At 58.3% G+C, this 14,200-nt stretch carries 14 protein-coding genes and 3 pseudogenes; 8 read left to right on the top strand and 9 right to left on the bottom strand.

Annotated elements, in window-relative coordinates:
* Positions 1-171: 171 nt before the first annotated feature.
* The 4 genes and pseudogenes from IF809_RS30440 to gspG form a co-directional block, all read left to right on the top strand.
* Positions 172-883, top strand: a pseudogene (locus tag IF809_RS30440) (IS5 family transposase); the annotation flags it as partial.
* Between the two features lie 42 nt (positions 884-925).
* Positions 926-1,486: pseudogene (locus IF809_RS30445) on the top strand (IS66 family transposase); the annotation flags it as partial.
* Between the two features lie 67 nt (positions 1,487-1,553).
* Complete coding sequence (locus IF809_RS30450; protein WP_462839368.1) at positions 1,554-1,820, top strand: PilZ domain-containing protein; 267 nt, start codon at positions 1,554-1,556, stop codon at positions 1,818-1,820.
* A gap of 684 nt (positions 1,821-2,504) precedes the next feature.
* Positions 2,505-2,996, top strand: coding sequence for a type II secretion system major pseudopilin GspG (gspG, locus tag IF809_RS30455; RefSeq protein WP_462839369.1), 492 nt, complete (start codon positions 2,505-2,507; stop codon positions 2,994-2,996).
* Positions 2,997-3,333: 337 nt separating this feature from the next.
* Here the strand turns inward: gspG and IF809_RS30460 are convergent, their stop codons facing one another.
* Positions 3,334-3,498 carry a hypothetical protein gene (locus IF809_RS30460; protein WP_462839370.1) on the bottom strand — a complete coding sequence of 55 codons (165 nt, stop codon included), beginning with the start codon at positions 3,496-3,498 and terminating at the stop codon, positions 3,334-3,336.
* A 207-nt stretch (positions 3,499-3,705) separates the two neighbouring features.
* Positions 3,706-3,959, bottom strand: a pseudogene (locus IF809_RS30465) (transposase); the annotation flags it as partial.
* 857 nt (positions 3,960-4,816) lie between these two features.
* On the opposite strand from IF809_RS30465, the gene IF809_RS30470 reads away from it, so the two are divergent.
* Positions 4,817-4,921, top strand: a complete 105-nt coding sequence (locus IF809_RS30470; RefSeq protein ID WP_462839371.1) for a PEP-CTERM sorting domain-containing protein — start codon at positions 4,817-4,819, stop codon at positions 4,919-4,921.
* Positions 4,922-6,012: 1,091 nt separating this feature from the next.
* Here the strand turns inward: IF809_RS30470 and IF809_RS30475 are convergent.
* Positions 6,013-6,330: a hypothetical protein gene (locus IF809_RS30475; RefSeq protein WP_462839372.1), complete on the bottom strand. Its 318-nt coding sequence runs from the start codon at positions 6,328-6,330 to the stop codon at positions 6,013-6,015.
* 1,177 nt (positions 6,331-7,507) lie between these two features.
* On the opposite strand from IF809_RS30475, the gene IF809_RS30480 reads away from it, so the two are divergent.
* Positions 7,508-7,765 (top strand): PilZ domain-containing protein, encoded by a 258-nt coding sequence (locus tag IF809_RS30480; RefSeq protein WP_462839373.1) that lies wholly within the window; start codon positions 7,508-7,510, stop codon positions 7,763-7,765.
* A gap of 924 nt (positions 7,766-8,689) precedes the next feature.
* Entirely contained in the window at positions 8,690-9,319 is a 630-nt protein-coding gene (locus IF809_RS30485; RefSeq protein WP_462839374.1) for a PEP-CTERM sorting domain-containing protein, read from the top strand.
* 218 nt (positions 9,320-9,537) lie between these two features.
* On the opposite strand, the gene IF809_RS30490 is transcribed toward IF809_RS30485, so the two are convergent.
* Positions 9,538-9,897: a hypothetical protein gene (locus IF809_RS30490; RefSeq protein ID WP_462839375.1), complete on the bottom strand. Its 360-nt coding sequence runs from the start codon at positions 9,895-9,897 to the stop codon at positions 9,538-9,540.
* Between the two features lie 207 nt (positions 9,898-10,104).
* Here IF809_RS30490 and IF809_RS30495 point away from each other — a divergent pair, with 207 nt between their 5' ends.
* Entirely contained in the window at positions 10,105-10,506 is a 402-nt protein-coding gene (locus tag IF809_RS30495) for a hypothetical protein (RefSeq protein ID WP_462839376.1), read from the top strand.
* Positions 10,507-10,532: 26 nt separating this feature from the next.
* Here IF809_RS30495 and IF809_RS30500 read toward each other — a convergent pair whose 3' ends face one another.
* From IF809_RS30500 to IF809_RS30520, 5 genes are all read right to left on the bottom strand, one after another.
* Positions 10,533-11,162 carry a prepilin peptidase gene (locus IF809_RS30500; protein ID WP_462839377.1) on the bottom strand — a complete coding sequence of 210 codons (630 nt, stop codon included), beginning with the start codon at positions 11,160-11,162 and terminating at the stop codon, positions 10,533-10,535.
* Positions 11,159-11,647 (bottom strand): hypothetical protein, encoded by a 489-nt coding sequence (locus tag IF809_RS30505; protein WP_462839378.1) that lies wholly within the window; start codon positions 11,645-11,647, stop codon positions 11,159-11,161. Before IF809_RS30505 ends, IF809_RS30500 begins: the two co-directional genes overlap by 4 nt.
* 125 nt (positions 11,648-11,772) lie before the next feature.
* Positions 11,773-12,375: a type II secretion system protein GspM gene (gene gspM / locus IF809_RS30510; protein ID WP_462839379.1), complete on the bottom strand. Its 603-nt coding sequence runs from the start codon at positions 12,373-12,375 to the stop codon at positions 11,773-11,775.
* The gene (locus IF809_RS30515) at positions 12,372-13,490 is read right to left on the bottom strand and encodes a PilN domain-containing protein (RefSeq protein WP_462839380.1); all 1,119 of its coding nucleotides are present in this window, start codon (positions 13,488-13,490) and stop codon (positions 12,372-12,374) included. The genes gspM and IF809_RS30515 overlap by 4 nt, the downstream gene beginning before the upstream one ends.
* A gap of 93 nt (positions 13,491-13,583) precedes the next feature.
* Complete coding sequence (locus IF809_RS30520) at positions 13,584-14,195, bottom strand: prepilin-type N-terminal cleavage/methylation domain-containing protein (protein ID WP_462839381.1); 612 nt, start codon at positions 14,193-14,195, stop codon at positions 13,584-13,586.
* Positions 14,196-14,200: the final 5 nt, after the last annotated feature.

Below are 14,200 nucleotides of genomic sequence, written 5' to 3' on the forward strand. Positions count from 1 at the left end.
TAACATGAGCCAGCGTGGTAAATTCCTTGCCAGCAATCTTTTCTATGACCAGTCGGTTGCTATCACTCTCTCGACGCAAACCCGCGATCGTCATCCCACCTAAGGGAAACGCGATCTTCACCGCATCAGCAAGGCGAAGAAGGGTGTGGGGTGTAATTTCCGACTGCCTTCATCGACATGAAGCACCCGCTGGTAGCGCTGAGACGGACGGTGGATTGGGGCTTCCTGGAAGAGCGGTTCGGCGAGGTTTACACCGATGATCCCGGCCGGCCGCCGCTGCCGACGCGCTTGATGGCAGGACTGGCGATCCTCAAGCACACCTACGACCTCTCCGACGAGGTGTTGTGCGAGCGGTGGGTCGAGAACCCCTACTACCAATACTTCTGCGTCGAGGAGTTCTTCCAGCACCGGCTGGTGTTCGATCGCTCGTCGCTGACGCGCTGGCGCAACCGGATGGGCGAGGAGCGGCTGACAGCACTGATTCAGGAGAGCCTGTCGCTCGCCACGAAGGCCAAGGCGATCAAGCCGTCCGAACTGTCGCGGGTGATCGTCGACACCACAGTTCAGCCCAAGAACGTGACCTTCCCCACTGATGCGAAGCTTCTGAACCGGGCGCGCGAGAAGCTGGTGCGGCTCGCGCAGCGCCACGGCGGTGAGTTTGCGTCACTCCTACCCGCGGGTTGGCAAGTTCGCCCTGATCCAGCATCAGCGCTATGCCCACGCCAAGCAATTCAAACTCACCAACCGGGCGCTCAAGACGCTCCGGACCTATCTGGGGCGCGTGATCCGCGACATCGGCCGCAAGATCGAGGGCAACGGCGGGCTCGAAGCGGCGTTCGCAAGACTGCTCGCGCTGGCGCGGCGCGTGCGCGAGCAGAAGCAGCACTTCGGCGCCGATCAGCGAAGCGCGCCTCGCACTGGCGTCAAGGCTGGCCTCGCGCCCATTGCGGGCCAGGCGCTGAAGCATATCGCCGAGTTCTATACCATCGAGAAGGACAGCGCCGAGCAGCGCCGTCTCGTTCGGCAACAGAAAGGCGACCGTTGGCGGAAGCCTTCGAACGGCGGCTCCGCGCAAAGCTCGCGTTGATCAGCCAAAAAGGCAAGCTGGCCGACGCCATCCGCTATGCGTTCTCACGCTGGGAAGGTCTGATGCATTGTCAATGATGGCCGCATCGAGCTCGGCAAACACCATCGTCAAACGTTCGATCAGTACGATCACACTCAACCGAAAAACGCGCTGTTCGCAGGCTCCGACGGTGGTGCCGACCATTGAGCCATCATCGCCGCGCTGGTCGAAACCTGGAAGTGGAATGACGTCGATCCGTTCGCCTGCTTGGCCGACGCGCTCACCAGGATCGTCAATGACCATCCGAATAGCGGCATCGATCAGTTGCTCGTGGGCCTATCGCCGTCACGATCTCCAAGCTGTGGCCTGAAAACAGCGCTTACGTCACAACCGAACTCGCGCATTAAGCTTGATGCTTAGATCGGACCAACGATCTAAGCAAGGATGCCGATAGAAATTTAGGTGTTCCGAGCACAATTCCTTCATCTTGACCGCGCAGTTTTCCGCCATGCCAGAGCGGGCTGCCATACGGGATCGAGTGCTAAAACCAGGCACCATTGAGTTCGGTCTGAAATCAGTGGCATGCATGGTGCGCAATCATTCCGAGCAGGGTGCCGCGCTCGACGTAAGTAGCTCGTTCGGCTTGCCCGATTACTTCACGCTCGTTCTGACCCTGGAGGGCCGGCGCTTTTCAGCCCGCGTTATCTGGCGGCAAGACATGCGCATCGGTGTGGTATTCGAAACCAGCAGCTAGCTCACACGCATTATCCCTCACTTCCGGTTTCCACATCCCCGGACGGCGTTTCTTCTGAAGAATTGCAGGCCAAATCGTCGACGAGCTTAGGTAGATGATAGGCTTTTGACGACAGCAGGTCTGACAAATCCGAGCTAAGGCATTGGTGGTCAGTAGGCGGGTTGACATTGCCGCTCTCGATAAGCCTTTGGTTGGAAAGCTTGACGCCGGGCCTCACTTACCGTTCACACGCGCTCGTTTGTTGCCGCTGCGCCTCGACCTCTTGATCGCCGACGTCGAGCTCGCTTTCCGCAAGGCTTCGCGAAGCGCGAGAACCTCCGCGTAGCGCAAACACAACGATTTCTCGATCGGGTCGCGTGCAATGCTCTTGGATACACTGATGCGCTGCAATTCGAATTCTCCGCAAACGTTTAATGAGCTTCAGCTTTTCGATCCAGATCTATAGAAGCGGCCGGATTTCGACACAAATGAACTCGCCAGTTAAGCTTGACGGCTGATCCCCCTCGTTCATGAACGCATTAACTAAGCGAAAAGCTTAACGCCTGACTTGCGCGTGGCCTGGCATTCTCCCCGTTTTACTACTCCCGTATTCAGACTGGCTCGAAGTTGCCGGTTCCATTAACCCGGTGGACACGAGCCGTGATGAGGATGCCTCGAGTGCAAGGGTACTTTCTTGGGGGCATCATGACCGTCGACACGAACAAGTCTTCAGTGCCACAGCGCATCAGGAAGCTTCGGCATGACAGTCGTCGGCCTGGGATGGCCGGCTATACGTTGCTTGAGCTGCTCGTCGTGATGGGCATCCTCGCGGCGCTTACCGCCATGGCGACGCCGCAAGTGATGGGCTATTTCGGAAAGGCGAAGACACAGTCTGCTCAGCTTCAGATCGAGAACATCAACACTGCGCTCGAGATGTACTATGTTGAAAATGGCTCCTATCCGAGCTCGAGCGCTGGACTGAGGGCTTTGGTTGAGGCGACGCCGGAAGCGCCTCGCTGGAATGGACCCTATTTGAAGAATGCCAAGACTTTGCTCGATCCGTGGGGACGACCCTATCAGTACGCCATCTCGGAGCAGGGTGAATATAATGTCTACTCGCTCGGGCCGACGGGTAAGGGGACTAAGAAGCCCGCCTCCGCAGCGAGCGCGAACCGCGCTTGGGCAGACAATGGGTGAAACGATGAAGTTGGTCCACGCCGTTCGTTTGCTGAAATCGGCGTTGGCGATGGTCTTTCTCCCTACGCTCGACTGGATTGACGGCTGCGACGCAGCCGTTAAGCTTGGCTCTTTTTACTTGAGATTACACCCATGTCCTTTTTGCGTCCTGGTGGCGTGCGCCTCAAGCCGAAGCTGACCCTCAAGTCTCTTTCCGAGCTTTCGAGATCACGAGCGCCAGCAAGCGGTGGAAATACGCCTGATCGAAATGCGGCCGATCATTCGGTGTGGCCCAGAGAGTTGTCTGTGCGATGCGAAGGGACGGACTAATCCGCACTCACTCCGGCAAAACGTCGGCTTATTTGGTCTGCTTCAAATGATCGTGTCGCTGAGCTGCGATGGCATCGGCGAGTGCCTGTTCCAGTTCGATCTCCCGCCTCAGCCTGAGCACCTCTTCGCGCAGGCGACTGAGCTCCGGCTTTGGCGACCGCCTTGTTGAAGGCTTGGATTGCTTGTTGCCCATAAAGAATCAATAGCGAGGTTCGCAGCCTGGGCAACTGGACTAGGAATTTAACCTAACCGGTCAACCTTACCGAACGACCTCCTGTCGGCTCGGCGAAGACGATCGGTCACCTCCAGCTAGCCGGCCAAATGCTCCGGTCGCACTTCGGGCACAGACACGGCGATGACGCGCCGGGGTAGTGGCACATGCGCAGGGCAGCTCTGTGCGAGCGACACCCTGCACGTAGACTTCCTGCACCATGGCCGTGAGCGCCTTCTCCGCCATGCGGCGTGGCTCAAGATACCGAGGAAGCAGGAGCTCTGAGAAGTTTGGGAATACGAAGTTCGACTGCGTTCGTCCATGCTCCGCGTTTCCCGCCGTAGCCGGCTCCGGTCTGGCTTTCGACTTCCTGCTGCATCAAGCTCTGCGCGGCAAAGCCGATCATATCGCGCAACAGATCCGCATCAGGGGGTATTCTCCATGAGCGTGCGCAGGTTTCCACCCGCTTGACCGTGTCATCCGCGTAGGAGGGCATGTCGTGGAGCATCCATTGCTGCTTCGGCGTCGCCAGCAGCTTCAGCATTTTCTTGTTCTTCACGTGCAGATCGATGCAGATCATCGTCTCTATCGCCGGCAGAAATCGTCCGAACAGAAGCGAGGTTCCGCCGTTCAGCGTTCCGATTTCAACGACAGTCTTCGGAGCGGACGTAGCGATGTAATTGAGGGCCGACGAAATCTCCGTCTCGATCTGACAGGAGCCCCTGTCCATATGCTGCTTGGTGAAGTCAATGACGTCTTGCACGCTCGATAGACGCTTGTACTCCCCGATGATCTCTCGCGCTTCTGGCCATTGAACTTGAGGCGCAGTGCAGGTCCACTGTCGGCGAGACGTTTCTTGATCTGTCTGACCGCGAGGACGGCGGGAGAAACTTGTGTTCTGTTAGTCGCTCATTCAAAGCCTTGTTTAGCGACATGATCGAACCTCGAGGCATAGGGTGTGCACGACAGCTCCAAGTGTCAGGATCAATTCCAATTGACGCAACTTAAGGTTTTTTGCTTGGGAGCAGGATGGAAGTTTGTTCCATTGCCACGTGTTCCGCTTCTCTGCCGGGCATCTTCCAACTGAGGCACTCGCGCGGGATAATCGATGGGTGGCGGCGCTGCCGACCACCAGCCGCAAATTTCCCAGACCATCAACTGATGGCTGATTGAGATCATCGAAGCCAAAGCATGACGTGTTGTACGGAATCGAGATCTTCAGCGAAGCGCTGTATACGATCGATTCATCAACCGAGAACGCCAAACTTGTCGGCGGTGCGACACCAGATGAGTCCGAGGCTTGGCATTTGTTGCCTCTGCTGTCCCAGAGCCTTCCACTTCGGCGATGATGCTGCTGGGCTTCTGCGGGCTTGGCTTCATAGCTTATCGGCCGGAAACAGACTAGCAGCGCGGTATCAGCTGCCTGACAGTTTGCCCTGGGAGGGGCTGTGGCGGACATACGCGGCCCTGCTCAGAGGTGAGGCCCGCCAGCTTGCCAGCCTCCAGCGGGCCTCCCTCAGAGCCCACTTAGCCGTCTATCATTAGTAAGCTCCTGAAAGGGAACACTTTTTCTTTGTGCGACGAAACACACCTGAAACAATCCTGTGCTTTGTTGGTCGCGCCGGGCTGGCGCATATTTGCTCAGAACTCTTTCACCCGGATCCTTTTTCGAAAATGCGGGCCGCAGTCCGCCCTGGCTGCGGCCCTTTTGCTTTTGGCCAACACCGCTGATTTCCGCGACCGAACGGCGATCCGGACCGTCGATCGCGGATTTTGCTCCGCACCCGGAAACCCTCACGACCGCCGCGAAACCAGAATTAGCCTCCAACGAAATCATCCCAAAACAAAGCGGGCCGAGAGTGATAGGCGTCGAACACGGGGAGTGTCCATGCTAATCCTGATGAACCTCATTTGGCGGCGGCTTGCCTTCACGATGCTGGTCGGTATTCGGTCCACCCTCGTACGGTGATGAGCGTCGAGGCGGCTGTCGCCCAGAACGCGGCAAAATGCCCAGAGAGATGGCGATTGAAGTTTGGTCCTTAGCCGCTGCGTGCGTAGTCGCGTTCGGCATGGCCGCTTTGGTTGCGCCTCACTAAAAAGAAGGAAACGCGCCGGTCTGGTGCCGACGGGCTCACAACGCCCATCCGTATCGCATTCTCATCGCTATTCGCGACAGGGGACCGATGAGGCAGCTATTACCACTCGTTCTCAGGCAAAGAGCCAGGCGAAGGCTTCAACTCCTCAAGGGCCGCTTCTATCAGGTCAATTTCATCCCGCACGGCTGATATTGCATTCGCCGGGTTGATCCCGAAAACTGCTTGCAGCGCGGCGAGCAACTTGCGCGATGGGCAAGCAGGTCTGCCAGAGCGCGTCAATCCCTAACACCTTCAACGTAGCCGGCCACGATTGTCTGCATTGCACTAGACATGATCACCTAGCCCGAGAAGCACGATCTCTTCGTGCATGCGCATCGCCCTAGCCGCCGGCCTTCGCCCGTCAGCTTGCATCCGCTCCCAAAGACAATTTCTGATTACAAGACCATTGCGCAAACACACGTCCAGTCGTGCGGTTCACTCTGCCTTGCTGCTTGCGGAAGCGTAGCAGCCGACCATACACTGCTTGGCGCGTGCGGCCTAATTGCCTGCCAATCTCGCTTGCAGTATTGCCACTATCGAATAGCGCAAGCAATTGCATTTCTTCCTCGGGTGACCAAGCACGAGTTGCGCGTCGATCGTTAGTCATCAAATTATCCATGCAAGCGAAGAGCAATACTGAACCCGGTTTGAACAGCACCGGCTCATAGGTGATCCTCAAACGACACTCCTATCCGATCGCCATTTGACTAAATAAGTCGGCAGGCGTCGGATAACGCGATCTTTCTCGAGCATGAAGGTAGAATTCACGTGCAGCTTCAACGGAAGCTAAATCGCTGCGCCTTGTACTGACAAATTTATCACCCTGCAGGGCAAGCTAGAGCCGTCGCCGGAGATGTAGGCTACTCGTCTACTTCAGTTCGCTCCTGCTTTCGACGTTCACCGACGTGCACCTTGTCTCCGAGTAGACGAACCTGTCGCTCGATCTGGCTTGCTAGCTCTACTCGGTCCTCGGCGAGCCTTTGTCGTTGCTCGACTACGTCGTGTCCGTCATGTTCGAGGACCTCAATCAAGATCGTTCGGTCCTCAACATGACGTTGTTTGTCCGCAAATCTCTCGCGCAATAATCGCTAGATCGTCTTCGCAATTTGGAGTCATGGCAATCTCGATAGGGATCAACAAAGCTACATTTTACTTTCCTCTCCCTGCTAATTGGTTACCAATGGGCACTCTCCTTTCGAGAGACATTGAATGCAGCGCCGCCTAAAGGCGCAGGTCAGACCTTGGGCTGCGGCGGCAAATTCTTGAAGCGCGCGCGAACAGTGCGACCAAGATGACATGCTCCTTTGCGGGCCCACGTCGAGGGGAAGGTGCGACAAGAGCGCTTGAGTGATTTTGGCAGGTGCGGGCGACGTCGACAAGCGGCGCACTTGGCGCGAGCGCCCGCGTAGTCAATCCTTCGGATTCTTCGGCAAGTTCGAGGGCGCGTCAAGAGCCTGCTGCCAGTCGGCATCCGGACCTTGCGAATAATCGAACTCGCCAAGAGCATCGAAGCGATCCGAGACGGCCGCATTTGCATCGAGAAGATCAACGCGCCCTTCTTATCGAAGAACGGCTGCAACGCCACGGCTCCGGAATTCGACAGCGACATCAAGCATGCGATTGAGCAAGCCTGGCTCGAGCTGCACGCAAGCCGGACGTATGTCCGGCTCTTGTCGCCGTCAAACAATTTCATTTCGCTTTGACCACGCTTGGATTTCCCAGGGTGAGGCCTTCCATCGTTCGGTGATCCGGCGCTTCATTGGTTAATGCGTCCTTAAATGCTCCCGAGAATTCGTGCGAGACTTTCCGTGATAAGTTTCAACAATTGCTTATCTATAACCCGTAGTCTCACGGTCATGGAAAAACGCCACGTACGCCGGCGGCGCGTATTCAAAGCCGCGATGATCGAATTTCCTGGAGGCGCCTTTAGCTGCGTTGTCCGTGATCTGTCGAACGGCGGAGCCAACTTGGATGTACCAAGTCAAATTGGTATTCCGCACGAATTCATACTGAGCATCCCGACGGCGGAATTGCGCCGGCCGTGCCGAGCGGTATGGCGCTCGGCCAAGCGCATCGGGATCGCCTTTGCTTCTGAAGAGACAGTGATGTCATGAGAATCAATCCGAGCTCTCACGCATCGGACGCGCAGCCCGGCGTGGCCGAGCCACGCCCCCAAAGCAGCATGCGCTTCTAGATATTTTCGGCGCGATTTTTGCGCGTCTTCGTCAGTCAGCAATCGAGCTCGTAGACAGCGCGGGAAGACCGTCAAATCGACGGCATACGCAACAACGGTCCCGCAGGTGAGGAAAGCTGGAAGTACGGTTGCGGGCAGATGGTCCCATAGTACGCCCCGGGGCGACGCCCTCCCAGGAACCAACGTCCACGGAGCAACTTAACTCGGACCTCCATCTTATTGGAGCCTCGGCCGTCCAAATAGCGGCTGGGGCTTTTTTCAGCGCTCATGAAGGGTCTGCCTGTCCGCTTTCTGAGCATTGCCGTCCGCCTCCTTGTCAGCAACACCAGTTGCCTTCTTTGCCTCCTCAGGCACGACTTCGTCTGGCGGAGGTATCTGTCAGCAGCCTTGACGTCCATCAGCACCGAATACGCGACAAAGGTGCCCAAAAAGGCGAGAGGCGCTGCTCTCGAACAGCGTGGGTGGGTTTGCGCGAGGTGCAGGCCCTTGCCACTGTGGAGAGTGCCGATTGCTGGCCTGATGATGTTTGCCTCTCAGACCTTCGAGCCGCGCTCCGTCTGCGCCTTTAGGGAACTGCAGCTGCCACAGAAGAGGCTGAACAGGCGTGGTTCGATGAGAACACCATCGCGGCGCCCTATGAGACGACTGCACGAACGCCGCACCTCATCGTTGCCCACTGCACGTGGACAATATTTCGCCCTATTCCGGCGATGGCGGTGATTAGGTTCTTAGGTTCCGTAGCAATTTTGAATTTAATCGAATTTTTTTCTCATTTGTTATTTCCCATTGCCAGAATTTCCCGTTCGATCAATTCGGGCTCGTGGGCACCAGGAGGTATAATAAAATGAGAAGCTCCTTATTGGTAGCAGCCGCAGTCGGCTTCACGGTGGTGAGCACTGGGGCCAAGGCCGACCTCGTTATCAGCACGGTGAATGGGCTCGGCAATTTCGATGCTAACGTGCTCTTTCAAGCAAAGAGTACCGACGTAAATTCGGCCGCAGGCTTCAGTAATGGCCAAGGCAAGCCGCAAATAATCACCTTCAGTAGCGGGGATCTGTTCAATACCCAAGCTGGAGGACAAGCGCTGATTAAACCGTCGGGTAGCACGTTCAACGATCTCACATTAACAGCGTCGGGAACGGCAAGCGCCTACACGGCCCTTCTGCTGAACATTGACGTTGCGACTAATGAGACCGTTACGTTCACTTCGCCAACCTTGATTACTTCGGGCGCAACACAGCAACTCAGCGCGAATGGCAACAATTTCATTCTGATCCAAGCTCAGAATGGAGAGACCTTCAGTTCGATCAGCTTCACCACAAGCGGCGACATCTCTGATGTGAAGCAAACAAGAGTGGACTTTGCTTCTGCCGTACCTGAGCCATCCACATGGGCGATGATGGGGCTGGGTTTCGCGGCAATCGGCCTTTTTGCCTATCGAAGGAGAGACGAGGCGCGGTTTCGCCTAATCTAAAGCGCATTAAGACAACCGCCCTCCGGGGCGGTTGTTCGGTTCGAAGCTGACGTTATCGACACAGGTCTGCGCTGATGTTCTCTGACTTGCCTGATTTGCAACAGCAAGGTGCAGGGCAGCCGGGGATCTTCTGCGCTCTGCTCACGCCGGGCCATCAGCGTTGCAGAAGCGAAAGGATTGAGTCAACTGACGCAATCAGTTCAGCGCAGAGACTTGTATCAATAGCAGCGATTAAGGCTGCGCAATCGCGGACCATCGAGCCAAATCAGACGACACCGCGTCACGTCCGGGCGGCCATAGGCATCGCGCGCCCACCTTCCATAGATCGCGTATTCACCGTAGCCGAATGGATAGTCGTAACTATCATCCAGTCTGCTGTAGACGTAACTGGGGACCGGATAGGAGAGGTCTGGCGTCACGACGGTCACCACAGGAGGCGCAATCCGCGCACCATATCCGAATGCGCTTCCCCAATGCGGCTTGCGATAGACTCTCGCACTGTCGCCCGCTTCGGCAATAGAAGGAGCCAGCATCGGCATGATTGCGACAGCGGCTCCGATAAACGTCGTGGCTTTCATGGATCTCCTCGCTTCGTTGCCTAGCCCCCTCCGCGCGGCGATGATCAGTCTATCCTACTCTCGGCCGAGGTGAGTACCGCAGGCCCGAGACGTGGTTAAGCTTTCGAGCGCGCCGAGACCAACAGAGGCTGGTTAACGTCGGTGACACAGCCCTCATAGACCGCGAAAACTATGGACGCTTGGGGCTTTGCCCTGCATAAGCAAGGAATGACTAGATCGATTGTCACGACCGCGCTTGCCATTGCCGCCTGGGCCGCGGTGTCCCTAATTGGTTATGCCACGCTGACCAAGGTGCAGTTCATCTATCTGGTCTACGGCAGGATCAAACCGTTCCTTTTCGGGGTGGATGTCTCGACGTGGGCGCATTTGGAGCACGCCGTCGCCTTTCTGACGCTCGGTAGCCTGTTCGCTTTGGCCTACCCTCGGCGTACACAGATGGTTTACGTGATCGTGATCGGAAGCGCCATTATCTTCGAGTTACTTCAGACATTGACCCCCGACCGCCACGGCACCGTCTTCGACGCGTCTGAGAAGATCGTCGCAGGGTGCGCGGGCATTGCCGCAGTCAGACTCGCTCAGTTCATGTTGACGGCTAACGAGGAGGGGTGACCCAAGCGCACATCCAACGATTGCGCCTATCCCAGCACATAGCTCATCGGATCGAACACCCACGCCAGCCAAAGTCCAACGGCGAGATGGGGGCCGAACGGAATGGCATGCCGGCCATCGACTTCATAGCGCGCCGATCTGAGCAGAAAGGCGCTGGCGAGCGCCGATACGATTGCGATGATGAGCATTGCAGGAAGCGAGCGAACGCCAATCCAAAACGTAGCGGCAGCAAGAAATTTCACGTCGCCGAAGCCAAGCCCCTCATAGCCGCGAACCCAGCGATAGACCGCGCGAAAAGCGGCCATCGCGATCGCAATGATGATGACTTCTGCGATGCGGTACATTACCTCGTCCGGATCCAGAAGGCAGACCGCGGCCAAACCGCATGCAGCCATCGCGCCGACAAGCTTGTCCGGAATGATGCCAAAACGAGCATCAATTGCGCAGATGGCCGCCAAGAGCGTGACGAGCGCAACGGCCAACACGAAATAGGCAATCCACGTCTGGTCGACCTGGCCGTTCAGGATGATCCAGAATAACCCGAAGACCAGAAGCCAGACGACAAGCACCTGGTCTCGGTAGGGCTCGTGGCAGACCAGGGAGCGCGTCAGGTATTGGCCGGTGCGCGTCGCCGTTTTGCGCAGCTCCGCGATCATTTCAGGACGGTCAGCGCTAGAGTCTGCCGTTCACCCTCGGCCTCGAGCACAATCTCGTTCGGCCTCACCTCGGAGAGTCGCCAACCCGACCATTGCTCATTCAAGGCGATCCAAAACCCCACCGGGTTGTCGGATGAGGTGAGGAACGCCTTGGCTCGCTCGCCATTCATGAAGACGCCCCTGAGGGCGACGCTAGGCTCGAGCATCATCCGGGTCGGCGCCACTGCCTCGGCAGTCACCGGAGCCGGCGCGGTCGGTGGGCTCTGACGATTTCTCGAGAACAGCGGCCGCTGCAGGATATTATCGTAGCTGCCGGTCCGGCTTTCCTGGCGTGCCGGCGCCGCCGTCCCCCGGCCCTCCCAGCTCGACTGGCTGGCGATGGCAACCTCCAGTGCGACGATGGTCGCGACCGGTGTCACGACGGCGAGGCCGATCAACACGGCAAGTCCGATCAGCAGGCCCCGCCTTGGCGGGGTGATTGCCATCAGCTCCCGACGGCTCGGAAAATCATTCCGCAAGAACAAGCGCGAAGCCATTGAGGCGGCCAGTTGGCGCGGCACCGCGAGCTCCCGCCAAAGCTGCCACTGACCGAATTGGGATCCTATCTCATTCATTGGCTTGCCGCCCTCGGGGCCTCGCCGGGCCGGTTTTCGCTCAGCAGCGGGCCGGCCGGCGAGCTTCCCGGATTGCGTAGGGCACCCTCGATCGTCAGGCTTACCCTCATCCGACTGTCATCGCCGTCGCCAAGCGAACGCAGCGAGAGATCCGTAATGAACAGAAATGGCGTCTGCGTCTCGACGGAGGAGATAAGCTCTCGCACGGCGGCCGACGCTCCTTCGAGCTCGAGCCGTACCGGGATTGCGCGCCATTGCGCCGCCTGCCGGCCCGGCAGTGCTCGAATGGTTTGGATCACGAGCCCCCTGGCGCTTGCCAGAGCTTGCAAGCTCGCCAGAAGATCGGCGCTGGCAACCCGCTCTTCCGCCCCCGGCAAATAGGGATCAATGTCCGGCGTTGTCGTTTTGGCGAGCCTTGCGGCCTCATTCGTAACCCGCTGAACCTCGGCGAGCTGTGCCGCATTGTCGAGGATGTCGTCGTTACGCTCGCCGAAATGCGCAATGAGTGGCCCCAGGATCAGGAAACCGATCGTCAGCACGATTGCGCCATTCAATCCCGCGAAGCGGAGGCGCCGCTTGAGAAGCCAGTTGCTATTCATGATTGCGGCCTCTGCACCATTTTGTTGCTACGACCCGCCCCGATCTTGCGGATCTTCACCGTCATGCGGAAGCGGTCCTTCCCCTCAGTTGCGTCCGGGGTAATGGGACCGGCGAGAGTTGCGCCGGCAAAAACACGGGAGGCATCCAAGGCACGCACGAGGCGGGCCGCATCCGACGACAATCCCGCCAGGCTGACCACGCTTCCGCTGATCCGAAGCTCGGTGAGAAAGGTGTGGTCCGGAATCACGCGCGAGAGTTCGTCCCAGATCGCAAGACTACTCGGCTCGGCCTTGAGCGCGATGAGGCGAAGCGGAACGCCGGCGCCCTGCGATCCATCCTGGACGCCCCGTTTGGCCTCGTAAAGCGCATCTTCGAGTTCGCCTGCACGGATCGATTGCCACGTTTCGACAGAAACCAGGGCGAGAGCGAAAGCTGCAACCAGCGCGATCGCTAGCGTGCGGATCGCGCGAGACGCCCATGGCGGATCCTGGCGCTGCCCGGCACCGAAACTGACGACGCTGAGCGGCCCGCCGCTCGGCTGCTTCGCGGCGATGAAATCGATGTCTGAGCTTCGCCAACCAAGTCGGACGATCTCGGACTCCGCGCGGTCCTTTGGAATGATCCAGTGACGAAACTCCAGCACGTCCGCGCCCAGCACTTCACCCACCGGCGTTGCACCATGCCAGATCTCGGCCGGCTGGAACGGCGTGCGATGGATAATCTCCTGTGCCAGAATTCGCGTCAGGACACCGAGCTCCGATCGGGGTACCTTGAGCTCGCGTTGGAAAAAGCAATCGGATTTTAGTGCGACGCCAATCTGCACAGCGTCACGCTCGCATCCCATCTCAGCAAGCCAGGCATCGACCTGCGCACGACCAGGAACGCCAGCCGCGAACCGCTTCTCATGCACGCCCGCCCGAGAGACCAGATGAGCAGTCAAGGCGCCCTGCTCGTCCAGGATGAACAGGCGAGTAGCCGCTTCAGCCTGCAGCAGATGTCGCCAGGCTTCCGGGGTGCATTCCCGCAGCTCGTTCAGCCACCAGCGAGAAAACTGTCGCCACGCCGCAGTCAGCGTGCCGAGCCGTTCGAACCGTGCCACCGTGATGTCGGTCATCGGCTTGTCTTCCTGCCAATCCAAGCTGTCGATTCGGCAATCCTATTTACTAAATCTTTACGGGAGGTAACGCCGGTTCCGGTCCGCGAGGGCTTAGGACCCCGGCTGATTTCGGAGGGCGACAATTGCCGCAGGTCCATTCCGCCCCGGCTCCTCGAATTCGAAGCCGATCTCAACAAGCAGAGGCGGCCGCTCTGCCTTGATCCAATCGTTGCGCCATACCGGCTCGGCTTGCGGGCTCGAGAAGCCGAAATAGCGAAAGTGGACGCCGCGGAGACCTTTCAAGACGACCGTTGAGACCAGCGGCGACTTGGGCTCGCCATTCTTCGATGCTCCGAAGACGTCCAGGATCAGTTCGTCACCGGTGCGACGAATGCGAATGTCCAGCAGACCTCCTGGTAGGGCGCGCCCCTCACTCAACGCGACGAAACGCATTCCCTCGCGCCCGCCCTCGAACAGAACACCCCCGCCTTGGGAAGAATTCGCCGTCGGCATCGCCGAGGCGATAAAGCAACGCAAGCTTTCGACCGCCGAGTTTGTTTCAGTTTCCATGCTATTGCGATGATCCGCATCAAACGCTCGGATGGCTGTTGACAGCCCACCAACAATAAAGCCAGCCAGCAAGGTCAACAGTGCGAGCGAGACCACGAGCTCTATCAACGTGAGCCCACGTTCACCCTCGCGCCTGGACGGTGCGCGCATCATTCGAC

This window comes from Bradyrhizobium sp. UFLA06-24 (assembly GCF_054967145.1).